Source organism: Ruegeria sp. BB5, assembly GCF_056539405.1.
This window is the reverse complement of the sequence record NZ_JBQFUX010000008.1, coordinates 26,405-49,713: the sequence shown is the minus strand read 5'-3', so window position 1 is coordinate 49,713 and position 23,309 is coordinate 26,405. Positions and strand designations below refer to the sequence as shown.

The window sequence follows — 23,309 nt, the reverse complement described above, 5'->3', positions numbered from 1 at the left end:
GATGGACGATCAGAACAAGAATCTCATCCTTGCAACCGTGCTCAGCTTTATCGTGATCCTTGTTTGGTTCGTGCTGTTTCCCCCGCCGGAGCAGACACTCACACCAGACGAGGTTGAGATTGCAACCGCCGAGGGTAATGAGGTTCAGACGCCCAGCGCCGCAGGTACTGTGGGTGAGGCGACGGCGGCCGCAGAAGAAACCCTGCCCGAGGAACAAGCCCCACGGGTTGAAATCGACACCCCCCGGCTGAAGGGCAGTCTGTCGCTGTCGGGCGGACGGATCGATGAGCTGTTCCTGAAGGACTACAAGGTCTCGATTGAAGAAGGGGCGCCAATTGTCGAATTGCTGTCTCCGGTTGGCTCGGACTCGGCCTATTATGCCCTCTATGGCTGGGCGCCGGGAACCGGTGTGGCGGGCGCGGATGTGCCCGGCCCGAACACGTTGTGGACGGTCGAAAGCGGCGAAACGCTGGACGTCGACGCTCCGGTCACACTGAAATGGGAAAACGACAAAGGTCTGACTTTCCGCCGCATGATCTCGGTGGACGAAAACTATATGTTTACGGTCACCCAGTCGGTCGAAAACAATACCCAGGCCGAGGTTGGCATGGCCCCCTATGGCATCCTGGCCCGCCACGGCATTGGCGAGGATGGCGATCTGCCCGGTCTGAAGAACTTTTTCATCCTGCATGAAGGCGTGATCGGCATGGCCGACGGCACGTTGGCCGAGATTGACTATGGCGATGTCCGCGATTTTGATATCGACCCGAACGAGCGCGCGCAAGCCGAGGTCTATCAGGTCAAAGAAGATGGTTGGATCGGATTTACCGATCACTATTGGATGACCACACTGATCCCGGAACCGGGAACACCGTTCAAGGCCGCAGCAAAATACGACGAACGCCGCAAGATATACCAAACCGAAACAGTGCTGCCGACCCTGACGGTCGCCCCCGGCGCTACCGAAGAGGTCACCACACAGCTGTTCGCAGGTGCTAAGGAATGGGAAACCATCCGCGAATATCAGTCGGAAGGCGTACAGAAATTCATCGACAGCATCGACTGGGGCTGGTTCTTTTTCCTGACTAAGCCGATCTTTTGGCTGCTGCACAATATCAACGCGTTGATCGGCAATATGGGGTGGTCGATCATCGGCCTGACCCTGATCATCAAGGCGATCCTGTTCCCGTTGGCGTATAAATCCTACGTCTCGATGGCAAAGATGAAAGAGCTTCAGCCGCAGATGGAAGCCCTGAAAGAGGCAGCAGGCGATGATCGTCAGAAGATGCAGCAAGGCATGATGGAGCTGTACAAGAAGGAAAAGGTGAACCCCGCCGCAGGCTGTCTGCCGATCCTGATGCAAATCCCGATCTTCTTCTCGCTGTACAAAGTGATCTTCGTCACCATTGAACTGCGTCAAGCGCCGTGGTTTGGCCCGTTCCGGGATCTCAGCGCGCCGGACCCGACCTCGATCATGAACCTGTTTGGACTGCTGCCGTTTGCCGGTCCGCAGCCCGACACGATCATGGCGCTGATCTTTATTGGTATCCTGCCGCTGTTGCTGGGTATCTCGATGTGGCTGCAGCAAAAGCTGAACCCGGCGCCAACCGATCCGACGCAGGCGATGATCTTTGCCTGGATGCCGTGGGTCTTCATGTTCATGCTGGGCAGCTTTGCGAGTGGTCTGGTTGTCTACTGGATCGCGAACAACACGATCACGTTCACCCAGCAGTACCTGATCATGCGCAGCCAAGGCTTTAAGCCGGACGTGTTCGGCAACATTAAGTCCAGCTTCAAGCGTACGCCGAAAACGGATGATAAATGACAGCTGAAGTGACCCAGCTTTGGCGGCATCCGATCAAAAGCCATGGTCGCGAAGCCGTCGAAACCGTAAATGTGACCCCCGGGCAGACCATGCCCGGGGATCGCGTTTGGGCGGTTGCGCATGAGTCATCCAAAGCGGATGGTTCAAAATGGGTCCCTTGCGCCAACTTCAGTCGCGGCGCAAAAGCACCACAGTTGATGGCGATTTCAACGCAATCAAACGGCGACACACTGACGTTGTCCCACCCGGATCGCCCGGACCTGACCTTTGCCCCAGATAGTGAGCAACAGGCGTTTCTGGATTGGGTCCGGCCCCTAATGCCCGCAAACCGCGCGGCCTCGGCACGGATCATTCGGGTTCCAGGGCGCGGGATGACCGACAGTGATTTCCCTTCAATCAGCCTGTGCAACCTGGCATCGCATCGTGCGGTCGGACAAAAGCTGGGCCAAGATTTGTCGGTGCGCCGCTGGCGAGGCAACATCTGGTTCGACGGCCTGCCCTTGTGGGAAGAATTCGACTGGCTGGGTCGTGAGGTTCAGATCGGCGACGCCGTGCTTCGCGTACGCGAGCGCATCACCCGCTGTTTGGCAACCACAGCCAACCCTGACACAGGTGTACGCGATACCGATACATTGGGCGCACTTGGAACCTGGGGTCACCAGGATTTCGGCGTCTATGCCGAAGTTCTTGAAGGCGGCGCAATCTCGGTTGGCGATAAGGTAGAATTGTTATGAGCCCCCTCCCCTTTCCTTTAGCCGAAAACCCCGATGAATTCGCGTTGGAGCGCGGACGCAAATTGTTTGCGGGCGAGTCTGAATTCGTCAAGGGCGTGGTCGCCATGGATGGCCTACCTGCGCCGGATCGGCTTGAGGTTTGCTTTGCCGGCCGTTCCAATGTGGGCAAATCCAGCCTGATCAACGCGCTAACGGGCACCAAGGGACTGGCGCGCGCTTCGAACACTCCGGGCCGCACGCAAGAGATCAACTTCTTCACTCAAGGCCCCGAACTATATCTGGTCGACCTGCCCGGTTATGGCTACGCCAATGCGCCGGTGAAGGTGGTGGAAAAGTGGCAGCGGTTGCTGAAACAGTACCTGAGCGGACGTCAGACCTTGCGCCGGGCCTTTGTCCTGATCGACGCGCGCCATGGGGTAAAGCCGGTGGATGCCGAGATCATGAAGCTGCTGGACACCAGCGCTGTGACTTTTCAATGCGTTCTGACCAAGGCAGACAAAGTCAAAGCCAAAGAACGCGAAAAGGTGCTGGAACAAGTGCGCGGCGCATTGTCGAAACATCCTGCGGCCTTTCCTGAAATCGTGCTGACCTCGTCCGAAAAAGCCGATGGCATTCCGACCTTGCGCTCGATCATCGCGCAGCTGGAATGACTCTGCCGCTTCGTCTCTTTGCCGTGTTGACCACACTGGCGCTGTTGCTGACCGGTGTGATTCCGCAGGGCTGGATGCCCACAATGGGCAATGACGGCAAGGTGTTGCTGGTTCTCTGCACCGGCGAAGGCACGGTCGAGCAATGGGTCGATCTGAACCCGAACGATCCCATACACGACGACACTGACGAGCGCGCGATGTGCCCCTTCGCGGGGCTGACCGCTGATGTCACCCTGACCACCGTCGGGGACACCATGCCTTTCGAGGCAACGATCCAGCCGCGCTGGGTCCATCACGACTTTACCCATCGCAGCGCCGGGTTCTATGCCCGTTATGACGCGCGGGCGCCTCCCGTCTTCTCCTGATTCACCTCAACATCTGAGAGCCCGCGCATACGCTGCGCGGGGCAATTTTCGAATCCGGAGAACACTATGGCATTTGATAGCCAAACCCTGGGGGACACCCCGGCGCAAAACATTGCTGCGCAAAAGTTCTACTTCGCCGCCTGGCGGTGGCATTTCTATGCGGGGATTTTCGTTATCCCCTTCCTGATCATTCTGGCCGTCACCGGGTTGATGATGATGCTCATCACCCAATATGACGGTCGCGATGGCGAAAAAATTGCGGTCGAAGTTCAGGGAACCGCCCTGCCAATATCGCAACAGGCCGAGGTCGCGCTAACCGAACTCCCCGGCACAGTCGTCGAATGGATTGGCCCGAAAGCCGCCGATCTGGCCACCGTGTTTCGTATCAAAACCGAGGCAAGCCAACGCCTTGTTGCCGTCGACCCCTATGCCGGAGAGGTCCTGCAAATCTGGGATCGTCGCGCGGGCTGGTACGATCTGGCGGACAATATTCACTCGACCCTGCTGATCGGGACAACCGGGGATCGCATCATTGAAATCGCTGCCGGTCTGAGCCTGCTGATGGTCTTCACCGGTCTTTACATGTGGTGGCCACGCGGCAACGCCATGGCTGCATTTGTCCCCAACCTGCGCACGCGAGGCCGTGCTTTGTGGAAATCCCTACATGCCGTGATCGGGTTCTGGATGTCCGGGCTGCTGGTTGTCTTTCTGATCTCGGGCCTCTCCTGGGCCGGTGTCTGGGGTGGAATGATCGTACAACCCTGGAGCAGCTTCCCCGCCGAGAAATGGGACAACGTGCCCCTCTCGGACGATATCCACGCCAGCATGAACCACGGGCACCAAAACGACGTTCCCTGGGCGCTAGAGCAAACGCCGATGCCCGCCTCGGGTTCTGAGGCCGGGATTGATGGCGTACCGCAAGGCACGCCGGTGGATATCGATGCCTTGGTGGCGTTGGGGGTGGCGCTGGACATGTCAGGACGCTTCCGCGTCGCGTATCCCAACGGCGAGGAGGGCGTCTGGACCCTGAACCGCGACAGCATGAGCAGCGACTCGACCGATCCGGCAAACGACCGCACCGTTCATGTGGATCAGTATACCGGCAAGATCTTGGCCGATGTGCGGTATCAGGATTATTCGCTGATGGGGAAGTCCATGGCTGTTGGCATTCCGTTTCACATGGGGCTGATGGGGACGTGGAATTTTATCCTGAACGTCGTGTTCTGCCTGTCGATTATCTTTGTCTGCGTCTCGGGCGTGGTGATGTGGCTGAAACGGCGGCCACAAGGTACGGGGCGACTGGCCGCGCCGCCAATGCCTGCGGAATTGCCGCTGTGGAAAGGGGCTGTTGTGATCGGTCTGTTCACCGCGATGGCCTTCCCGCTGGTGGGGCTGACATTGCTGGCGGTGCTGGTCTTTGACCTTCTGCTGGTCAGCAATATCCCGGTGATGAAAAAAGCCCTGAGCTGACTAATCCGGGCCGCATCGCATCGATGCGGCCCGATCGATCCTGATGTTTCCGCTGTCTGGGTTTGGCAGCGTCCGCCAATGTCCTAAACGTGCTGTGCCCCATTCACCTCGATTTCCGCCCCCGAGATGTATGAGCTTTCCTGAGAACACAAGTAATAGATCGCTGCTGCGACTTCTTCGGGCTGCCCTAACCGTCCAAGTGGCAGCTTTTCCACTATTTTATTGGTACCGGGGCTGAGGATTCCGGTTTCAACCTCACCAGGTGCGATTGCGTTCACCCGCACGCCCATTGGGCCGAAGTCATGTGCCATTTCCCGCGTCAGCGCTGCCAGCGCCGCCTTGGATGTAGCGTAGGCCGCGCCTGCAAACGGATGTACGCGCGACCCTGCAATGGATGTCACGTTAACGACTGATCCACGGGCTGCGGCCAATTCCTCTTTCAACCCGCGCGCCAGAACTACGGAAGCAAAGAAATTGACGTGGAACACCTGCCCCCAAGTCATGAGGTCGGTGTCCAGCGTATTCAAACGCTCTCCTTCTGGGCCCTTCGGCGACACCCCCGCGTTGTTGACGAGGGCGTGTAGCTTGCCTCCGACCATTTCTTGCAGGACACCAACTGAATTGATCGTTTCGGCAGGATCGCTCAGATCCAGCTGCAAATGATTTTCTTTTCCTTCCCACGGACAATCATCCGGCACAGCAGAGCGCGAGCACGTGATAACCCGCCAACCTTCGGCATGGAACCGACGAACCGTTGCGAACCCAATGCCCCGGCTAGCACCCGTCAGAATAAGAGTTTTTTGCTCCATTGGATGTGTCTCCTGTTTCAGGGCATGCAGGCACACTAACAGTGGCGACTGCACTCACAACAGCGATCTTGGCTTATGCCGCCAAAACGCCTAACACGTGAGGAAGAGGACCAAGATATGAAGACACGAGACATGAACCGGGACTGGATCGCCACCGCCGCCACTTTGAACAGCGCATTGCCGTATCTGCAACGCTATGACGGTGCAATCGTCGTCATCAAGCTGGGCGGCCACGCCATGGGCAGCGACGAAGCGATGGAAAGCTTTGCCCGCGACGTCGTTCTGATGCGTCAGGTCGGGGTCAACCCGGTGGTCGTGCATGGCGGCGGGCCGATGATCAACGCGATGCTGGATCAGCTGAACATCCAGTCGGAGTTCATGAACGGCAAACGTGTGACCGACAAAGCCACCGTCGAAGTGGTCGAGATGGTGCTGTCCGGCCTGGTAAACAAACGCATCGTGCAGGCAATCAATGGTCAGGGCGGCAAGGCGGTGGGCCTGTCGGGCAAGGATGCCAACCTGATGATCTGCGATCAGGCCGATCCGTCACTTGGGTTTGTCGGCTCTCCGTCGCAGATGGATCCGGCGATTTTGCATAACCTGTTCGCGCATGATGTGATCCCCGTGATCGCGCCTCTGGGCGCAGGTAAGAACGGCGAGACCTTCAACATCAATGGCGACACTGCTGCCGGGGCCATTGCTTCGGCGCTCAAGGCGGACCGGCTGTTGCTGCTGACGGATGTTTCGGGCGTTAAGAACGCGGGCGGCGAGGTTGTGACCGAGCTGAAAGCCGGTCAGATCCGCGAAATGACCATGGACGGCACCATTGCGGGCGGGATGATCCCCAAGACCGAAACGGCTCTGGATGCCTTGCACAGCGGCGTACGGGCCGTGGTCATTCTGGATGGGCGTGCGCCCAATGCGGTGTTGTTGGAGCTGTTCACCGAACACGGCGCAGGCTCGCTTATCCGGCCGGACTAATTACCCAACGGAGGAGACATGACCGGACGTCCCCCGACCTCCTCGACAACCTTCTACGACCGCGTGGAACATGCGGTGCTGCAAGCGGGTCTGATCGTGATGGGCGCCCTGCACCCACACCGGGTCGACGCCAAACAATTGGATCGCGGCACGCTGATCCTGTTGGGCGCGGGAAAATCATTCTGGCCCACGCTGAAGTCCGCGCCCGAATGGCCAGGTGACCACCCGGTTGATCGGTGGTCAACGCGCGTGGTTGGGCAGTTGGCCCGCGATCTGGGGGCCGAGGCACATTTTCCCTTCGGCGGCCCGCCCTACGCACCCTTCATCGACTGGGCCCTGAAATCCGGGCGTACCTTCAGCAGTCCGGTGGGCGCCCTGGTGCATGATACGGTCGGCATGATGATCTCATACCGTGGGGCGCTGCATTTTACCGAAGAGTTCATTATCCCCGAGGTTCCCGGCACCTCTCCCTGCATCAACTGCCCGGCCCCCTGTACCCAAACCTGCCCCGTCGGCGCGCTGAACAGTCAGAATTTCTACGATGTCGGGGCCTGTCACGCTCATCTGTCCACCGCGGCAGGGCAGACCTGCATGACAGGTGGGTGTCTGGCGCGGCTGTCCTGCCCCCTCAGCGAGGGTGCAGGGCGCGAAGCTGAGCAATCTGCCCATCACATGAAGGCCTTTCACCCGTCATGAGCCGCACCCTGATCCTGACTCGCCACGCGAAATCCAGTTGGAATGACTTGAATCTTTCGGATCATGATCGCCCTTTGAACAAACGCGGACGCAAATCCGCCCCGGCGATAGCCGGTTGGCTGCGCGCAAACGGCTGGCTGCCAGATGAGGTGCTAAGTTCAACATCGACCCGCACCCGTGAAACCTGGGACCGTATGGGGCTGCAGGCGGACAAGATCACGTTTCACCGTGCGCTTTTTCACGCGGAGTCCGAAGACATTCTGACCGAATTGTCAGGGGCGACAGAACCCACAGTGCTGATGCTGGGCCACAACCCCGGGATCGGCGTCTTTGCCAGCCGCATTGTCCGGGAGGCACCAGACCACGCCCGGTTCCACGACTACCCGACCTGCGCCACCACCGTGATCCGGTTTGATATCGACGACTGGGCGCATGTCCGATGGCACAGCGGCACCGTGCAGGGGTTTGTCATTCCACGGGAGCTGCTGGAATGAAAAAAGGCGGAGCAAAACCCCGCCTTTTCGTCCGGTTCTCTGGGATCAGTGGCCCAGAATCTGGCTGAGGAACAGCTTGGTCCGTTCGCTTTGTGGGTTGTTGAAGAACTCTTCCGGTTCGTTCTGTTCCACAATCTGACCGGCATCCATAAAGATCACACGGTTGGCGACCTGACGGGCAAAGCCCATCTCGTGCGTCACGCACAGCATGGTCATGCCTTCCTCGGCCAGCTCGATCATGGTGTCGAGCACCTCTTTGATCATCTCAGGGTCCAGCGCCGATGTCGGTTCATCGAACAACATGATCCGCGGCATCATGCAGAGCGAGCGGGCAATCGCCACACGCTGCTGCTGACCGCCCGAAAGCTGACCGGGGTATTTGTCGGCCTGTTCAGGGATTTTCACCTTTTCCAGGAAATGCATCGCACGCTCTTCGGCCTCTTTCTTGGGCGTCTTGCGCACCCAGATCGGAGCCAGCGTGCAGTTTTCCAGGATAGTCAGGTGCGGGAACAGGTTGAAGTGCTGAAACACCATGCCAACCTCGGACCGGATCTTGTCGATGTTCTTGAGGTCATTCGACAGCTCGGTCCCGTCCACAACGATCCTGCCCTGCTGGTGTTCCTCCAGCGCGTTCAGGCAGCGGATCAGAGTGGACTTGCCCGACCCCGATGGCCCCGCGATCACGATCCGCTCGCCCTGGTTGACGGTCAGATTGATGTCGCGCAGCACGTGGAAGGCCCCGTACCACTTGTTCATGTTGGTGATTTCGATGGCGACCTCGTCGCTCACCTGCATCTTCGAGCGGTCGATTTCGCGTTCAATTGCAAGTTCAGACATGTGTTGAACTCCTTAGCGGTGGCCAGTCTGAAGCTTGCGCTCCAGATACATGGAATAACGGGACATGGAGAAGCAGACGACGAAGAACAGCACGCCGATAAAGGCGAACAGCTCCCAGTAGACGCCGTTCCAGGCGGTATCGGCGCGGATGCCGTTGGTCAGGCCAATCACGTCGAAAAGACCGATGATCGAGACCAGCGTGGTATCCTTGAAAATGCCGATAAAGGTGCTCACGATGCCCGGGATCGAGATTTTCAGCGCTTGCGGCATGATGATCAGCCGTTGGGCCTGCCAGTAGTTAAGGCCCAGACTGTCGGCCCCTTCGTACTGACCGCGCGGCAAGGCTGCCAGACCACCCCGGATCACCTCGGCCATATAGGCGGCCGAGAATAGGGTCATCATGATCATCACTCGCAGGATGATGTCAAAATTGGTTCCCGGCGGCAGGAACAGGTTCAACAGCAGCGAGGCCACGAACAGCAAGGTGATCAGCGGCACGCCGCGAATGAACTCGATAAAGCCTACGCACAGGTATTTGACGATCATCAGATCGGACTGCCGACCCAGCGCCAGAACGATGCCAATTGGCAGCGAGACACCAATGGCCACAACACCCAACAAGATCGCCAGCATAAAGCCACCGAAGTCGCGGCTTTCGACTGTCGCGATGCCAATCGGAATGACAGAGTTGATTGCGTCAGCAACTGAGCCCGCTGCAAACAACCACCACAGAATGGGCAGCGCAATTGCAAGGATCAATGCCGTCAGGGACCCTGCCATAGGAAGCACGACTTTGTAGGCGATATATCCGATGGCAAACCCGGCAGCGACCATCAGCGGTCCCCAGATGCTGCCGCCCCACATTAGCCAAGGCAGCAGGAACGGATAGGCCGCCGTTACGAACAACAGCTTACGCGGCACTTTGGTGAACAACACCGGCGCAATAGCAACCAGCAACAGGATGAAGGTCAGGTTCGGCCGGAAATAGGCCGGCCAGCCGCCCGATTCAGGTGGGTTGGACCACGTCGCGTCCGGATGCGCCGGATAAGGCGGATAGAACCCGTACAGCAATTGCAGCCACCGGTCCTTGATAACACCCCAGCAGGCATGGCCATGAGTATCACCCCATGTCGCCATCATGATCTCGCGACATTCCGACAGCGAATTAGCGTTCCAAACGGATTCGAACGTCCAGGACAGAATGTTGGAGAGCACATAGTAGATGAAATACAGCGAGATTAAGGTCAGGATGGCGTTGAGCCAGCTTGAGAACAGGTTATGCCTGATCCATCCCAGCACACCGACCTCGGATGCGGGTGGTGCCTGTTCCGGCAACATTTCCGTGCGGACAAATGAAACATCACTCATATTACCGCTCCACCAGTTTGACACGGTTGTTGTACCAGTTCATCACCGCCGAAATGCTCAGCGAGATGGACAGATAGACCAGCATCAGCAGCAGAACGCATTCCAGCTCGCGGCCGGTCTGGTTCATGGTGATGCCACCCAAAGTACCCGTGATGTCCATATATCCGACCGCGATCGCCAACGACGAGTTCTTGGTCAGGTTCAGATAGTTCGAGATCATCGGCGGGATGATCACCCGCAACGCCTGCGGCAGGATCACAAGACGCATGGTCCGGCCAGGACGCAGACCCAGTGCGGATGCGGCCTCGGTCTGACCCTTCGAGATTGCCAGAATACCGGCGCGAACGATCTCGGCGATGAAAGCCGCAGTGTACAGCGACAGGGCAAGCCACAACGCGATCAACGAGTTCCGCATATGGGTGCCACCGGTGAAGTTAAAACCTTTCAACTCAGGGTAGCCTAGATGAAAGCCTAGCACTGTCAGCAGAATGATCGACGGAACGAACAGCAAACCCAGCTGGATGTGCCAGATGGTCGGACGGTCACCCGTCTTTTCCTGCGTCGCATTGGCCCAGGCCGACACTTTGCGCATTGCGAAGATGCTGCCGCCAAGCACGATCAGGAAGGCGATGAGGTCCAGCGAAACATCGAACCGCAGGCTCGACGTGCCGAACAGGTGGATGTCACCCAAACCACGCGAAAACAGGAATTCGGGGATATAGACCCCGCGATTGGTCACAGCGACTGTGCCGAACAGATCCATAGTGGCTTCTGGGTTTTCACCCCGGAAGGCGCGCGGTGCCGGCAGGCTTTCGATCAGGATCGCCATGGCGAACACGATCCAAAGCAGCACTGGCACGTTGCGGAACATTTCGACATAAACCGTCATGATCCGCGCGATCAGCCAGTTATTCGACAGACGCAAAACACCGACCATAACGCCGATGATCGTTGCCGTGATACAGCCCAGAACTGCAACAACCAGCGTGTTTAGCAGGCCTATAAACGCCGCACGTAGATGGGTATCGCGCGAGTCGTATTCCAGCAGGCGTTGGTTGATGTCATAGCTGGCCGGTTCGGCAAAAAAGTCGAACCCGACCGTTCTGCCAAGCGTTTCGAGGTTCTGAATAGTGTTGTTAATAATCCAGGCTGCCAGAAGCATGAAACCGATCATCGCTATGACCTGAATGGTCGCAGATCGGTACCGCGTATCATAAAGGAGCATGGACAGCCGGAAGTGCTCCTTCGGCGGGTCAGTGAGTGTCGTCATGACCTATGTATTTCCCCGTCAATCCCGGTTTAGCCGGCAGAGTTTTTCTCTGCTCCTAACTTTCCGGGCGTGTTTCTTATGGAAGGAAAAAGGGCGCAGGTTGCCCTGCGCCCTTTTCCGTGGCTTTTAGCGGAACGGCGGTGCGTACAGCAGGCCGCCATCGGTCCACTGTGCGTTCAGGCCGCGTGCCAGACCGATCGGAGTTTCTTCACCGATGTTCTTGGCAAACACTTCGCCATAGTTGCCGCCGACTTTGATCGCGCGCTGTGCCCAGTTCGCGTCCAGACCCAGCATCTCACCCAGCGTACCTTCGGTACCCAACAGGCGGTTTACCTCTGGGTTGTCGGTGGCACCGCTGGACATCTCGTCGATGTTCGCCGAGGTTACACCCAGCTCTTCCGCCGCGATCAGTGCGTTGAGGGTCCAGCGGACCACATCGCCCCATTCGTGATCGCCATGACGGACCAGCGGGCCCAGCGGCTCTTTCGAGATGATTTCGGGCAGGATCACGTGATCACCAGCGTTTTCAAAGGTGGCACGAGTTGCCGCCAGGCCAGATGCGTCGGTGGTATAGACGTCACAGGCACCAGCCAGATACTGCTGCTGCGCTTCGGCGTTGGTTTCGATCGGAACCGGCTCATAGCTCATGTTGTTTATGCGGAAGAAATCCGCCAGGTTGAGCTCGGTCGTAGTGCCGGTCTGGATGCAGACCGTCGCGCCGTCCAGTTCCTTGGCCGAGCTGACGCCCAGAGCCTTGGGAACCATGAAACCCTGACCATCATAATAGTTGATGCCGACGAATTCGAACTTCAGGTCGACGTCGCGGCTGAAGGTCCAAGTGGTGTTGCGGGCCAGCATGTCGATCTCGCCCGAAGCCAGCGCGGTAAAGCGTGTCTTACCGGTGGTCGGAATGAACTCTACAGCGGTCGGATCGTCCAGAACGGCGGCTGCAACGGCGCGGCACACGGCCACGTCAAAGCCCTGCCATTCGCCATTGGCGTCCGGGCTGGCAAAGCCGGGAACACCGGTCGCCACGCCACAGTTCAGTTTGCCGCGCGCCTTGACATCATCAGCAGTCCCCGCCGCAGCCGCACCAGCAGCCAGGCCGGCGATGGTTGCCACGCCCAAGATTACGGATTTTTTCATTTTTACCTCTTCCTGATTTCCCGTCCCTATCCAGAGACGGCTCTGTCCGGCACCTTTGGCACCAGAAAGGTTTCCCCAAAGGTGTCTCCCCTTTAGTGGGCACGAGTTTGGGCGTATTCATAAACAAACGTCAAGGCCCGGATCAGGGAAAACGATGAGTCAATTCAAAGATGACTCGTTCGACGTTGGAAAATCAGGCTGTAAGGGATCAAATCGAGAGGTCAAAAAATCTTTTTGCGTGCAAAAAGGCCGCCTTTTTGGTTTCCGCTACGTCAAATGCCTCATCGTCGTGACCCCATTGCTCAATTTGCCAAATTTCATCCAGCCTGGACATTTGCCAGATTTCTTCAACATTGCGCCAGTTCAGAGCAGTCGCAAAACCAAGGACAAGCGAGCCTGACAAGCTGACAAGATCATGGAATGCGGCCAATTGAAAATCGTTAAGCTGATGAACACGCCGCTTTAGTGTGTTCAAAGCCTTTTCCGATTGCGGCTGATGTAGCACACCAGCCACGGGCAACAGCCGCGCAGATAGCACCTCGGCCGCCCAGTCCAGGGCCGGATCCCAATGCTCGGCCTGACGTTTTTGCAACTCTTGCGGGTGTGCCGCGCGGTAGCACAGCAAATCCGAATCCCCATAGTCGGCCAACATGTCCGCAACCTCGGCGTGTTGGTGGTGGACCTTGTCGATGGCAGCGTTGGCCGACCGTGTGAATGGCATGACTCGCGGGTCGATCTCTTTTTCCTGCGCATCCCATTCCGCAGCCACCTGTTCGGCCATGGCCTGTGTGGGCAGGACCAAGGCCGCCTTGGCTGGAGTTTTCACGCGGCGGCCGTCCAATTCGACGGTGAATCCCCCCTCGGCATCGACCACGGCACTTTCGGTCCAAAATCGCTTGGGTTTCCAATCGCTCATGTTGTCAGGTCCAGATATCGTCCAGCGCTTGCGGCAGCTGGTTAAAGGTTTCAATTACACGGGTCGCACCGTCCAGAGCGGACCGGTCGTGATAGCCCCAACTGACACCGATGCCCGTCACCCCGGCGGCGCGGGCCATGTCCATGTCGAATCTTGTGTCGCCAATCATGACCGTGTTGGCCGCGTCCACCCCGGTTTCACTGCGCGCGGTGTCGATCATCGAAGGGTGCGGTTTCGACGGGTGGTGATCCGCAACCTGACGGGTCACGAAATACCGCTCCAGCCCATGCGCCTCGATCAGTGCGTCCAGCCCGCGCTGGGATTTACCGGTGGCCACGCCCAACAATACTTCAGGCACTGCGTGCAGCGTCTCAATGGCATCCCGCGCGCCAGGATAGAGAGGAGAGCTTGCAGCGCCCTTTTCAAGACGGTGCGCGTGATAGGCTTGTTTATACCCCTCGACCAGGCACTGCTGATCACTGTCCGAATGTTCTGGCGCCAGTTGTGCCATCGCGTTGGGCAGGGACAGACCAACAATGGACAGAATTGCGTTGCGGTCAGGCACCGGCAGGGACAGCGCCCGAAAACTGGCGGTCATCGCCGCGACGATGCTGCCCTGGCTATCGACAAGGGTGCCATCCACATCGAACAGCACCAAACGCAGCGGTGCGCTCATTGCAGTTCCTCGAAGGGATCATCGGCGGCCAGATCCTCGGTCCAACCAAAGGTGTCCCAGCTGTGTTTCATGTGATCCGGCAACGGCGCAGTAATGGTGATGGTCTTGCGCGTGGTGGGATGCTGGAACGAAGCCTGCCGTGCGTGCAGATGCAATTTCTTGCTGATGATACCGCCCAGTTGCGCGCCCCACCCGTCACCAAGGTTTTCCTGACCTGAGCCGCCGTATTTGCCATCGCCGATGATGGGATGCCCAATTGCGGCCATATGCGCGCGCAGCTGATGCGTGCGGCCCGTGATCGGCTCCATCGCCACCCATGCAGCGCGCCCAGCCACCCGGTAAAGCGTGGCATAGAGCGTGTGCGCCCTTTTCGCGCCCGGCGTGTCATTGATTTCGTTCAGATGCACGGGGATCATCTTTTCACCCTCACCGTGCTTGCCGTGGCCTGCGGCTTTGACCAACCCGGTCTTGATCTCACCCAGATAGGGCGTCGGCACCCCGGCGACCAGCGCCCAATAAATCTTGCGCGTATCGCGGTGACGGAAGGCGGTAGTCAGCCCTTTGGCCGCCTCGCGCGTGCGCGCCATCAGCAATACGCCCGAGGTGTCTTTGTCCAGCCGATGCACAAGGCGGGGGCTCTCGTCATATCCAAACCGCAGCGCCTCGGACAGGCTGTCAACGTGGCGCGTCTGGCCACTGCCGCCCTGCACCGGCAGGCCTTGGGGTTTGTTCAGCGCCAGAACGTCATCATCGCGATAGATGACGCAGGACTGGATCATCTTGGCGTCGGCGTCCGAAATACGATGTTTGACCTCGGCAGGTTTGTGATCGGCATCGGGCAAAGGCGGTACACGAACGACCTGACCGGCCTCAAGCCGGGTCGAGGCTTTCACCCGCCCGCCTTCAACCCGCAGCTCGCCCTTGCGGCACATCTTTTCGATGCGCCCCTGGCTGACATGGGGAAACAGGCGGCGCAGCCACCGGTCCAACCGCTGGTCGCCATCACCTTCTGCCACGGTGATCATCTGTACGCCGCTCATGCCGATATCCCCTGCGTCGCGCGACGTGTTCGCGCGCTAAGCCTGTCTGTACGTGTCCTAGAAAACATGCGCGTCTGTGGCCTGCTGCACCGCAAGAGTCAAGCCGACCTTACCCGTTGCGCTGGGCCCGCAGCTTGGCAAAATAATCCAGCCGCTTTTTCAACTCGCGTTCGAACCCACGTTCGACCGGTTGATACAGTTCAGGCCGGTCCATACCGTCAGGGAAATAGTTCTGACCCGAAAACCCATCCTCGGCATCGTGGTCATAGGCATAGCCCGCGCCATATCCCTGGTCCTTCATCAACGAGGTCGGCGCATTCAGGATATGCTTGGGAGGTGGTTCGCTGCCCGATTGCTTGGCCAGCCGCATCGCCGCCTTGTAACCGACGTAAGCGCCGTTCGATTTGGGGGCCAGGGCCAGGTAGACCAGCGCCTGTGCCAAGGCCAGTTCCCCCTCGGGGCTGCCCAGCCGTTCATAGGTCTGCCATGACTGCACGCAGATCGCCTGTGCCTGCGGGTCGGCCAGACCGATATCCTCAACCGCCATCCGGGTGATCCGCCGCGCCAAGTATCGCGGGTCTTCGCCCCCCGTCAGCATCCGCGCAAACCAATAAAGGGCAGCGTCCGGATCTGACCCGCGGACCGATTTGTGCAAGGCTGAGATCAGGTTGTAATGCTCATCCCCCGATTTGTCGTATTTTGCTGCACGCCGCATCAACCGGGTCGACAGCGCATCCGGGTCCAGCGGCGCATCGACCTTCCACGCCGCGATCTGTTCGATCAGATTCAACAGCGCTCGCCCGTCACCATCGGCCATTTCCTGCAACGCCTCACGGGCGGGTCCGGTCAGAGGCAATGCGCGATCCAGTTCCTTCTCGGCCCTTTGGGTCAACCGTTCGAGGTCAGTCAGGCTGAGCCGTTCTAGAACCAGCACCTGCGCCCGGCTGAGCACAGCAGCGTTCAGCTCAAAGGACGGGTTTTCGGTCGTGGCCCCAACCAGCAGGATCGTCCCATCCTCCATATGGGGCAGGAACCCGTCCTGCTGGGCTTTGTTGAAACGGTGAATCTCATCCACGAACAGCAGCGTGCCCTGCCCGTTCTGGCGGCGGATCTTGGCGGCTTCGAACACTTTCTTGAGGTCCGGCACGCCAGTGAAAATTGCGCTGATCTGAACGAAATGCAGATCGGTTTCCTGCGCCAGCAGCCGCGCGATGGTTGTTTTTCCCACCCCCGGCGGCCCCCAGAACACCAGACTGGATAAGCTGCCCGAGGCTAGCATGACCCCCAGCGGCGCATCTGGGCCCAGAACCTGTTCCTGCCCAATCACCTCAGCAAGTGTTTGCGGGCGCAACCGATCCGCCAGCGGCCGATGCGCAGGCGGTGCGGGCGCGGCGGCCCCGGTGTCGAAAAGATCGCTCACGCGTTACAACCGGAACCGCAGGGAAACCGAACGGCCACCGCGCAGGATGTCAAAATTCAACCTGCGCCCCGGATCGGTCAGCGCATCGACTATGTCTTGCGGGTGGTCGATCTGCGCGCCGTTGATGCCATTAACCACATCACCCACACGCAGCCCAGACCGCCCTCCGTATCGGTCTGCGTCCACCACAACAACGCCGGTTTGCGACAGCACCAGCCCCAGCCGCGTGATGACCGCCGGATTAACGCGTGAGACCGTCAACCCAGGCATGACCGTCTGGTCATCCAGCGTGGTCTCGTCGGCTGGCGGGGTCTCGGGCGCTCGGACAAGAGCTACTTCCAGATCCGAGCTTTCTTCGCCGCGCAGCCGGGTCAAGATCGAGGTGCCGCCGACGCCCGCCACCGACATGCGGAACTTCATCTCGGCCGGAGAGTTCACTTCATCCCCGTCTACGTGGGTTACCACGTCACCGACACGCAGACCTGCATCGGCAAGCGGGCTAAGGGGGTGCAGGTCTGAGATTACCACGCCCAACGGGATCACCAGACCCAGCGACTCGGCGATATCAGCGCTCATATGCTGACCTGCCATTCCCGCCCAAGGGCTGACGAAATGGTCATTACCCTCCTGCGCTTGCCGCAGGAACTCGGCCACCAAATTGGCCGGGATCGCAAATCCAATGCCGTTTGATCCGCCCGAGCGGGTCAGAATGGCCGTATTTATCCCGATCAGATCCCCGTTTACGTCAATCAGCGCCCCACCCGAGTTTCCAGGATTGATCGCCGCATCCGTCTGGATGAAATAACCGCGCGCGTTGCCGGTCGCAGCCCCGGTCCGGGCCAGCCCTGAGATGATGCCCGACGACACGGTCTGTCCCACCCCGAACGGGTTGCCGATGGCCAGCGCCAGTTCCCCCACCGCGACTTGATCGGAATCGCGCAGTTCCAGGAACGGCAGATCGTCAGCCTCTTGCAGGCGCAAAATGGCGATATCGCTTTCCTTGTCACCCAGTACCACCTGGGCCGAATACTCTCGCCGATCCGTCGTCACCACGCGAATTTCCGTGGCAGTACCAACCACATGGTAGTTCGAAACGACGTAACCATCCTGCGAAAGGATTACGCCGGACCCCAGCGAGTTCTGCACTCGCGGGCGCGGCTCGGCCGAGCCGCCGCCAAAGAAATCCCGAAAGAACGGGTCCGAGAAAAACGGGTTGGCCCGCCCCTGCCGCACGATCTTAGCATAGATGTTGACGACCGCCGGTGAGGCCTCTTTGACCACCGGGGCGAAACCCAACGATATCTCGGCTTGTGATTGCGGCACACGGGTGTCCGCAGTGGCAACCGAGGCGCATGCGAAGGAAAGAGCGATAAGTGTCGCGCGGAACATATAGACCTCAACTTGCAGAGTTGCGTTGGATATGCGCCCGCGCGAAACGTAATGCAAGCTTCCGGTGACAGTCAGTTAAGAGGAGCGTTCAACCGCGTACCCTTGGTAATGATCCCGCCGCGATTGCCAACATCAATGGTTCCGTAGCGCTGCTTGAACACCTCAGGCAATTCGCGGTCTCCCTCGGGGGATAACCAAAGCCGGAACAGATGACGCCGCTCGTCCGGGTTCGGCCAGTCGGTGAACCCTGTCCGGTCGTGCAGCTGGGAATGATTATAGACGAACTGCATGTCTCCGGGTTGCAGCCGCATGGTCAGGTACATTTCTGGATCATTTGCTAACGCATCAAACCTGTCCAATGCCGCGACGTGGTCGGGTGTCAGGCGCATGGCATCAGGAAACCTTTGCGCGCTATCGATATACTGGCGCTGGTAGAACACGGTGAGCTTGCCGTCGTGCCAGCAAAATGGAGGGATCGTCATGAATGGTTGCATGCCTTCCGGCACTTCGCCACGGCGATCGGTCGCGATGGGGTCGAACAAACGTTGCAGCAGGTCGGGGCACTCGGCACGCATTCGATTATAGATGGCTTCGGCACTGACCAACAGTGAATCCCCGCCCTCTTTGGCGTCACGCAAACATAGCAGCCCGACGATATCGGCGCTGTCCGTGTGAAAGGTCTGCCGCTCGTGGGTCTGGTAAATCCGCGTGTTCGGGTCATTGGCATCCGCGCCGATGTCACGGACATGCCCTAGAATGTGGCCCTGAGCGTTCTGTGAGCGGGCAGACCCCAGATGGGCCCCCACCCCGCAGAAAATCGCCGCTGCCATCTCTTGCGTGTACGATTGTACCGGAAGGCCCCGGATTACCTCAAATCCGATCCCGTTGGTCAATTTGTCGCGCAGATGTTGCAGATGGCCGTCAAACCGTTGTAACGGAAAATCCGCTTTTGAAATTTCCCCGATGTCGCGCCCCAAGCTCAGATAGTGACGGGCGGCTTGTTCAAGATCGGCGATGTCCTCGGGCGACAGGTCGACAATCCATTCATGCTCGCGAGCGCTCATCTGTTGTCCGGTCCAAGCGGAAGGTCCTGTGAATTCACTGGGGATCTCGGATATTTCCGTCATCATCTGTACTCCACACATATTTTTCAGGATAACGCGGGAAAGATGGTATTACATTGCCGTAAATCGGCGGAAATGACGTTAGTTAGACGATAGACCTGTACTGTCCGCCTGCAAACAGGTGGCGCACGCATCATTCAATCGGCGACCAATCCTGACCGGGATCGTAGGACGTAAAATCCGCAGTTATTTCCAGTGTTTCCGGGCCAAAATCCGCCTCGAAAACAATTCCGTTCTCGCCCACAAGGAATGAATGGATACCGGTTTCACCATATTCGGCTGGAACTGCCAACAGGGCGTGCCCGGCGACAAACCTATCACCGACAAAATAGGAATAAGCGCCACCCGGTGCATTTGGACCCTGCTCTTGTAGGATAGTATAGTAATACCCTAGGAAGGGCTCGGCCTCGTAATCAACCTCGCCATCACTCCAACCCGAAGCGGCAGCGCGGGCCAGTGCTGCACCGACAAAGCTGTCTTCTTCGGGCCAGAACAACCCGTTTCTGACACCTGGATCCGCAATAATCGTCTGAGCAAATTCCATAACGCCATCACCATTGTGATCGACCAGCCTGAACGCAGCCTGAAGATCGACGTAAGCCTCAAGCAGTTCGATCACGTCCAGTTCGTTCAAGCCAATCTCGCGCGCCGAAAGTTCCTCGATGCCGGCTTCGAGATCGAATTGCCAGCCGTCTTCGCCTCGTGAAATGGGGATCGGGAATGGCCAGCTGTCTTCGCCCAACAAAAGAACGACGCCGTCCTCGTCGGGTTGAAATCGGTAACCCTCGGCGTACATGGCAAGTACTTCCTGCCGCCTTTCCTGATCCTCGACAGGATCACCTGTCCCGATCAGGTCTTCCGCCTCGGGCCCAAAAATCTCCAGCAACTTGCCTTGGTCATCCGCCCTCAGGGCATCAACAAAGGCATCAAGGGCAGTTTGCGGCGTGTCGAACCGAGCCCCATCTGAAAGTGCCGCACCCGCAGTTGCGGCAAGAAAAAAAATGGAAAACACCGAATTACGCATCTTACCGTCTCCGCTTGCCTTTGGCGGCATGGCCGCGATTGGACGCGCTGTGGGTTCTTTTCCCTGACGCCTTTTTCTTCATCGCCTGCCCCTTGGAGGCCTGTGGCTTGCGCTGAGCCGCTTTCTTGGCCTGAGGCTTCTTGGCAGCTTGGGGTCTTTGTTGGACAGGCTTTTTCGCAGTCTCCGGTCTTTGCTTGGTACGCTCGACGGCTTGCTGCTTGGCTGCGGCCTTATCTCGGTCGACATTGCCTCGGTTCACCTGTGGCAGGTCTTTCTTTCCACCGTCCCGGTTGGCAAGCGCACCGCCAGCGACGGCTCCTGCGCCCGCCCCGGCGGCAACCGCTGCTGCCCGCTCGCGCGAAGCGCCATCCCGACTGATATCGGCAGCACCAGATTCGCGGCTCAGTTTCGCGCGCAACTCATCTGTGCGTCCTTCGGGACGGTTCACTGGCAGATCGCCACGGCCACTTTCGGGCCTTTTGTGGTTCGAGATTTTATCCTGTGCCTTTTTTTTGCGGTCAGGATCGGGTTGCCATCCGATGTCCGTCCGGTCCCCAAGATCAATGTCCCTGTCGATATTGACGTTACGGTCGACATCAATGTCGATATCGGGGTTCCTGATGATGGGTTGACCATTCCATCCGCCACAATTCCGACAGCCCCAATAGTCGTACCAATCATCATCGTCGTCAAAAATTTCGTCAATTAGTGCGACCGTGCCAAAGGTCAGTAACGCCGCACCAACCACATCCCCTGTCGATGGACCGGTATAAACTGTTTCGGGGTTGTATTGCGGCACATATACCGTCTCGGTGTTTGTGGGCGTGATGACTACTGTTTCGTCTTCGGCCACTTCAACTGTTTGTTCAGGGCCTGAAACTAATGCGCCACTGTCGATCGCCTGGTCCCGCATCACCTGAACAGCGTCCATCACATCGTCGGACTGGGCCAGCATCGCGGTGCCCATGGTTTCGGTCCAGTCAATATGAGTGGCCATCTGCCCGACAACTTCGGGAAACGCCGTTGCAAGAACACTGACCGAAGGATCCCAGCCCATGGCATCGATTTCCGGCTCCAACTCAGCGGGGTCACGGTCGGCGTTGTCCAGCAAGAAACGCTCGGCCTTTACAATTTCCAACGGCTGGGTAGCGGCGACAAATATCTGGATAAGCAACGTGTCTGGATAAAGAGCGACCGGTGCAACCAATGTTTGCAGTTCGGCATCTGTCAACAGATCGGATTGATCAGTTGACGTTTCTTCGGCCGCGGGATCATTGGGTGTTTCCTGAGCATAAAGCGCGGTTGATGCGCCAATACCGAGCACAAAAATCAGATACCTAAACATATTGCGATCCTTTAATTTCTTAAAGGATCACCCAAGATTGCGATTCTGGCAACAGGAGGACCAGTTGGCCGCTTGGTCCGCGGAACCAAAAAACCCCCGCGTCCGGAAACACGGGGGTCAGAATTCAGAAAGCCGGGCTTTCTTATTCTTCGTCTGCAGCCTCTTCGGCGGCAACGCGGGCTTTGTCGGCCGCGCCTTTGGCGTCAACGTCGCGATCTACGAATTCGATGATCGCCATCGGGGCCATGTCGCCATAGCGGAAGCCAGCTTTCAGGATGCGGACGTAACCGCCCTGACGCTCGGCATAGCGGGGGCCCAGAACTTCGAACAGCTTTGCGACGTATTGGTCTTCTTTCAGCTGCGATGCGGCCTGGCGGCGGGCGTGCAGGTCTCCGCGCTTGCCCAGGGTGATCAGTTTTTCAACGATCGGGCGCAGTTCTTTTGCCTTCGGCAGAGTCGTTTTGATTTGCTCATGCTCGATGAGCGAGCCAGCCATGTTCGCAAACAGCGCCTTACGGTGCTCATGTGTACGGTTCAGGCGGCGGTAACCACGTGCGTGACGCATTTTCTAGTTCCTTCTTTCGCGTTTTGCTTTGTCTGGCCGGCGATGCGTGTCACCGGCTCTCCTTGGGGCGGAAGTGCCCTTGTTGTCCCCGGCAACACATTTTCGGGCCGGGCATTGGAGAAGACGCGCTTAGAACGCGTCTTCGAATTTCTTCGCCAGATCTTCGATGTTGTCGGGCGGCCAGTCCTCGACATCCATGCCGAGGTGCAGACCCATGCCGGACAGCACTTCTTTGATCTCGTTCAGCGACTTGCGGCCGAAGTTCGGGGTGCGCAGCATCTCGGCTTCGGTCTTCTGGATCAGGTCGCCGATGTAAACGATGTTGTCGTTCTTCAGGCAGTTTGCCGAACGGACAGACAGTTCCAGCTCGTCCACTTTCTTCAGCAGCAGCGGGTTGAACTCCAGACCATCGTCCTCGTCCTGGCGGCCAGCCGATTCCGGCTCGTCGAAGTTGACGAAGATCGACAGCTGGTCCTGCAGGATACGAGCGGCAAAGGCCAGCGCGTCTTCCGGTGTGATCGAGCCATCTGTTTCGATCTTCAGGGTCAGCTTGTCATAGTCCAGAACCTGACCTTCACGGGTCGGCTGAACGTCATAAGCGACCTTTTTGACCGGCGAATAGATCGCATCGATCGGGATCAGGCCGATAGGTGCGTCTTCTGGCTTGTTCTTTTCAGCCGAGACGTAGCCTTTGCCGGTGTTGACGGTCAGTTCCATGAACAGGTCAGCGCCATCGTCCAGGTGGCAGATGACGTGATCGCGGTTCAGAACCTCAATGCCGGCGCTCTCGCTGATGTCGCCAGCGGTGACAACGGCGGGGCCTTTCGCATTAATCGACAGACGCTTGGGGCCTTCGACTTCCATGCGCAGGGCAACCTGCTTGAGGTTCAGGATGATGTCGGTGACGTCTTCACGAACGCCTGCGACCGAGGAGAACTCGTGCAGGACGTTGTCGATCTGGACGCTGGTGATGGCCGCGCCTTGCAGCGAGCTCATCAGAACGCGGCGTAGCGCGTTGCCCAAAGTCAGACCAAAGCCACGCTCCAGCGGTTCGGCAACCAAGGTCGCCTGACGTGCAGGATCGTTGCCCGGCTTGCCTTCCAGCTGGGTCGGCTTGATCAATTCAGCCCAATTCTTATGGATCATGTAATCCCTCCATTCCTGT

Annotated in this window: 23 protein-coding genes; 8 read left to right on the top strand and 15 right to left on the bottom strand. The window is 58.5% G+C overall.

The features are described 5' to 3' along the window. Nucleotide 1: 1 nt before the first annotated feature. From yidC to ACR0DL_RS16500, 5 genes are all read left to right on the top strand, one after another. Nucleotides 2-1,825 (top strand): membrane protein insertase YidC, encoded by a 1,824-nt coding sequence (gene yidC / locus ACR0DL_RS16520; protein WP_170351650.1) that lies wholly within the window; start codon nucleotides 2-4, stop codon nucleotides 1,823-1,825. Further along, nucleotides 1,822-2,559 (top strand): MOSC domain-containing protein, encoded by a 738-nt coding sequence (locus tag ACR0DL_RS16515; protein WP_480690248.1) that lies wholly within the window; start codon nucleotides 1,822-1,824, stop codon nucleotides 2,557-2,559. The genes yidC and ACR0DL_RS16515 overlap by 4 nt, the downstream gene beginning before the upstream one ends. Then, entirely contained in the window at nucleotides 2,556-3,209 is a 654-nt protein-coding gene (gene yihA / locus ACR0DL_RS16510) for a ribosome biogenesis GTP-binding protein YihA/YsxC (RefSeq protein ID WP_480690246.1), read from the top strand. The genes ACR0DL_RS16515 and yihA overlap by 4 nt, the downstream gene beginning before the upstream one ends. Next, a complete protein-coding gene (locus ACR0DL_RS16505) occupies nucleotides 3,206-3,574 on the top strand; it encodes a DUF2946 domain-containing protein (RefSeq protein ID WP_480690244.1) in 369 nt (122 codons plus the stop codon). The genes yihA and ACR0DL_RS16505 overlap by 4 nt, the downstream gene beginning before the upstream one ends. A 66-nt stretch (nucleotides 3,575-3,640) precedes the next feature. Further along, entirely contained in the window at nucleotides 3,641-5,044 is a 1,404-nt protein-coding gene (locus ACR0DL_RS16500) for a PepSY-associated TM helix domain-containing protein (RefSeq protein ID WP_480690242.1), read from the top strand. 83 nt (nucleotides 5,045-5,127) lie between these two features. Here the strand turns inward: ACR0DL_RS16500 and ACR0DL_RS16495 are convergent, their stop codons facing one another. Next, nucleotides 5,128-5,853, bottom strand: coding sequence for an SDR family NAD(P)-dependent oxidoreductase (locus ACR0DL_RS16495; RefSeq protein WP_480690240.1), 726 nt, complete (start codon nucleotides 5,851-5,853; stop codon nucleotides 5,128-5,130). Nucleotides 5,854-5,970: 117 nt separating this feature from the next. Between ACR0DL_RS16495 and argB the strand changes: the two genes are divergently transcribed. Genes argB through ACR0DL_RS16480 form a run of 3 tightly spaced genes read left to right on the top strand, consistent with a single transcriptional unit; the run spans nucleotide 5,971 to nucleotide 8,024 of the window. Beyond that, the gene (argB, locus tag ACR0DL_RS16490) at nucleotides 5,971-6,834 is read left to right on the top strand and encodes an acetylglutamate kinase (RefSeq protein WP_480690238.1); all 864 of its coding nucleotides are present in this window, start codon (nucleotides 5,971-5,973) and stop codon (nucleotides 6,832-6,834) included. Between the two features lie 18 nt (nucleotides 6,835-6,852). Further along, nucleotides 6,853-7,530, top strand: coding sequence for a ferredoxin (locus tag ACR0DL_RS16485; protein WP_480690236.1), 678 nt, complete (start codon nucleotides 6,853-6,855; stop codon nucleotides 7,528-7,530). After that, a complete protein-coding gene (locus tag ACR0DL_RS16480; protein ID WP_480690234.1) occupies nucleotides 7,527-8,024 on the top strand; it encodes a SixA phosphatase family protein in 498 nt (165 codons plus the stop codon). The genes ACR0DL_RS16485 and ACR0DL_RS16480 overlap by 4 nt, the downstream gene beginning before the upstream one ends. Before the next feature lie 45 nt (nucleotides 8,025-8,069). Here ACR0DL_RS16480 and ACR0DL_RS16475 read toward each other — a convergent pair whose 3' ends face one another. The 14 genes from ACR0DL_RS16475 to ACR0DL_RS16410 form a co-directional block, all read right to left on the bottom strand. Continuing rightward, nucleotides 8,070-8,861, bottom strand: a complete 792-nt coding sequence (locus ACR0DL_RS16475; RefSeq protein WP_058283489.1) for an amino acid ABC transporter ATP-binding protein — start codon at nucleotides 8,859-8,861, stop codon at nucleotides 8,070-8,072. A 12-nt stretch (nucleotides 8,862-8,873) separates the two neighbouring features. Continuing rightward, nucleotides 8,874-10,229: an amino acid ABC transporter permease gene (locus tag ACR0DL_RS16470; RefSeq protein WP_366549555.1), complete on the bottom strand. Its 1,356-nt coding sequence runs from the start codon at nucleotides 10,227-10,229 to the stop codon at nucleotides 8,874-8,876. Between the two features lies 1 nt (nucleotide 10,230). Next, entirely contained in the window at nucleotides 10,231-11,499 is a 1,269-nt protein-coding gene (locus tag ACR0DL_RS16465; RefSeq protein ID WP_170351660.1) for an amino acid ABC transporter permease, read from the bottom strand. 126 nt (nucleotides 11,500-11,625) lie between these two features. Beyond that, nucleotides 11,626-12,645, bottom strand: a complete 1,020-nt coding sequence (locus ACR0DL_RS16460; RefSeq protein WP_170351661.1) for an amino acid ABC transporter substrate-binding protein — start codon at nucleotides 12,643-12,645, stop codon at nucleotides 11,626-11,628. 208 nt (nucleotides 12,646-12,853) lie between these two features. Then, nucleotides 12,854-13,561: an ATP12 family chaperone protein gene (locus ACR0DL_RS16455; RefSeq protein ID WP_480690231.1), complete on the bottom strand. Its 708-nt coding sequence runs from the start codon at nucleotides 13,559-13,561 to the stop codon at nucleotides 12,854-12,856. A 4-nt stretch (nucleotides 13,562-13,565) separates the two neighbouring features. Further along, nucleotides 13,566-14,237, bottom strand: a complete 672-nt coding sequence (locus ACR0DL_RS16450) for an HAD-IA family hydrolase (RefSeq protein ID WP_480690229.1) — start codon at nucleotides 14,235-14,237, stop codon at nucleotides 13,566-13,568. After that, entirely contained in the window at nucleotides 14,234-15,277 is a 1,044-nt protein-coding gene (locus ACR0DL_RS16445; RefSeq protein WP_170351664.1) for an RluA family pseudouridine synthase, read from the bottom strand. The genes ACR0DL_RS16450 and ACR0DL_RS16445 overlap by 4 nt, the downstream gene beginning before the upstream one ends. Before the next feature lie 109 nt (nucleotides 15,278-15,386). Next, the gene (locus ACR0DL_RS16440) at nucleotides 15,387-16,697 is read right to left on the bottom strand and encodes a replication-associated recombination protein A (RefSeq protein WP_170351665.1); all 1,311 of its coding nucleotides are present in this window, start codon (nucleotides 16,695-16,697) and stop codon (nucleotides 15,387-15,389) included. A gap of 3 nt (nucleotides 16,698-16,700) precedes the next feature. Continuing rightward, nucleotides 16,701-18,086 carry a trypsin-like peptidase domain-containing protein gene (locus ACR0DL_RS16435; RefSeq protein ID WP_480690227.1) on the bottom strand — a complete coding sequence of 462 codons (1,386 nt, stop codon included), beginning with the start codon at nucleotides 18,084-18,086 and terminating at the stop codon, nucleotides 16,701-16,703. A gap of 71 nt (nucleotides 18,087-18,157) precedes the next feature. Then, nucleotides 18,158-19,150: a TauD/TfdA family dioxygenase gene (locus ACR0DL_RS16430; protein ID WP_480690225.1), complete on the bottom strand. Its 993-nt coding sequence runs from the start codon at nucleotides 19,148-19,150 to the stop codon at nucleotides 18,158-18,160. Nucleotides 19,151-19,343: 193 nt separating this feature from the next. Further along, nucleotides 19,344-20,234, bottom strand: coding sequence for a DUF2950 family protein (locus tag ACR0DL_RS16425; protein WP_480690223.1), 891 nt, complete (start codon nucleotides 20,232-20,234; stop codon nucleotides 19,344-19,346). Between the two features lies 1 nt (nucleotide 20,235). After that, entirely contained in the window at nucleotides 20,236-21,579 is a 1,344-nt protein-coding gene (locus tag ACR0DL_RS16420; RefSeq protein WP_480690221.1) for a DUF3300 domain-containing protein, read from the bottom strand. A 142-nt stretch (nucleotides 21,580-21,721) separates the two neighbouring features. Beyond that, nucleotides 21,722-22,144 (bottom strand): 50S ribosomal protein L17, encoded by a 423-nt coding sequence (rplQ, locus tag ACR0DL_RS16415; protein WP_170351669.1) that lies wholly within the window; start codon nucleotides 22,142-22,144, stop codon nucleotides 21,722-21,724. Between the two features lie 129 nt (nucleotides 22,145-22,273). After that, nucleotides 22,274-23,290 carry a DNA-directed RNA polymerase subunit alpha gene (locus ACR0DL_RS16410; protein WP_058276312.1) on the bottom strand — a complete coding sequence of 339 codons (1,017 nt, stop codon included), beginning with the start codon at nucleotides 23,288-23,290 and terminating at the stop codon, nucleotides 22,274-22,276. Nucleotides 23,291-23,309: the final 19 nt, after the last annotated feature.

Excerpts from the sequence above, each read along its gene's own strand:
- yidC (WP_170351650.1), top strand. The coding sequence starts at position 2 with ATGGACGATCAGAACAAGAATCTCATCCTTGCAACCGTGCTCAGCTTT.
- ACR0DL_RS16515 (WP_480690248.1), top strand. The coding sequence starts at position 1,822 with ATGACAGCTGAAGTGACCCAGCTTTGGCGGCATCCGATCAAAAGCCAT.
- yihA (WP_480690246.1), top strand. The coding sequence starts at position 2,556 with ATGAGCCCCCTCCCCTTTCCTTTAGCCGAAAACCCCGATGAATTCGCG.
- ACR0DL_RS16505 (WP_480690244.1), top strand. The coding sequence starts at position 3,206 with ATGACTCTGCCGCTTCGTCTCTTTGCCGTGTTGACCACACTGGCGCTG.
- ACR0DL_RS16500 (WP_480690242.1), top strand. The coding sequence starts at position 3,641 with ATGGCATTTGATAGCCAAACCCTGGGGGACACCCCGGCGCAAAACATT.
- ACR0DL_RS16495 (WP_480690240.1), bottom strand. The coding sequence starts at position 5,853 with ATGGAGCAAAAAACTCTTATTCTGACGGGTGCTAGCCGGGGCATTGGG.
- argB (WP_480690238.1), top strand. The coding sequence starts at position 5,971 with ATGAAGACACGAGACATGAACCGGGACTGGATCGCCACCGCCGCCACT.
- ACR0DL_RS16485 (WP_480690236.1), top strand. The coding sequence starts at position 6,853 with ATGACCGGACGTCCCCCGACCTCCTCGACAACCTTCTACGACCGCGTG.
- ACR0DL_RS16480 (WP_480690234.1), top strand. The coding sequence starts at position 7,527 with ATGAGCCGCACCCTGATCCTGACTCGCCACGCGAAATCCAGTTGGAAT.
- ACR0DL_RS16475 (WP_058283489.1), bottom strand. The coding sequence starts at position 8,861 with ATGTCTGAACTTGCAATTGAACGCGAAATCGACCGCTCGAAGATGCAG.
- ACR0DL_RS16470 (WP_366549555.1), bottom strand. The coding sequence starts at position 10,229 with ATGAGTGATGTTTCATTTGTCCGCACGGAAATGTTGCCGGAACAGGCA.
- ACR0DL_RS16465 (WP_170351660.1), bottom strand. The coding sequence starts at position 11,499 with ATGACGACACTCACTGACCCGCCGAAGGAGCACTTCCGGCTGTCCATG.
- ACR0DL_RS16460 (WP_170351661.1), bottom strand. The coding sequence starts at position 12,645 with ATGAAAAAATCCGTAATCTTGGGCGTGGCAACCATCGCCGGCCTGGCT.
- ACR0DL_RS16455 (WP_480690231.1), bottom strand. The coding sequence starts at position 13,561 with ATGAGCGATTGGAAACCCAAGCGATTTTGGACCGAAAGTGCCGTGGTC.
- ACR0DL_RS16450 (WP_480690229.1), bottom strand. The coding sequence starts at position 14,237 with ATGAGCGCACCGCTGCGTTTGGTGCTGTTCGATGTGGATGGCACCCTT.
- ACR0DL_RS16445 (WP_170351664.1), bottom strand. The coding sequence starts at position 15,277 with ATGAGCGGCGTACAGATGATCACCGTGGCAGAAGGTGATGGCGACCAG.
- ACR0DL_RS16435 (WP_480690227.1), bottom strand. The coding sequence starts at position 18,086 with ATGTTCCGCGCGACACTTATCGCTCTTTCCTTCGCATGCGCCTCGGTT.
- ACR0DL_RS16430 (WP_480690225.1), bottom strand. The coding sequence starts at position 19,150 with ATGAGCGCTCGCGAGCATGAATGGATTGTCGACCTGTCGCCCGAGGAC.
- ACR0DL_RS16425 (WP_480690223.1), bottom strand. The coding sequence starts at position 20,234 with ATGCGTAATTCGGTGTTTTCCATTTTTTTTCTTGCCGCAACTGCGGGT.
- ACR0DL_RS16420 (WP_480690221.1), bottom strand. The coding sequence starts at position 21,579 with ATGTTTAGGTATCTGATTTTTGTGCTCGGTATTGGCGCATCAACCGCG.
- rplQ (WP_170351669.1), bottom strand. The coding sequence starts at position 22,144 with ATGCGTCACGCACGTGGTTACCGCCGCCTGAACCGTACACATGAGCAC.
- ACR0DL_RS16410 (WP_058276312.1), bottom strand. The coding sequence starts at position 23,290 with ATGATCCATAAGAATTGGGCTGAATTGATCAAGCCGACCCAGCTGGAA.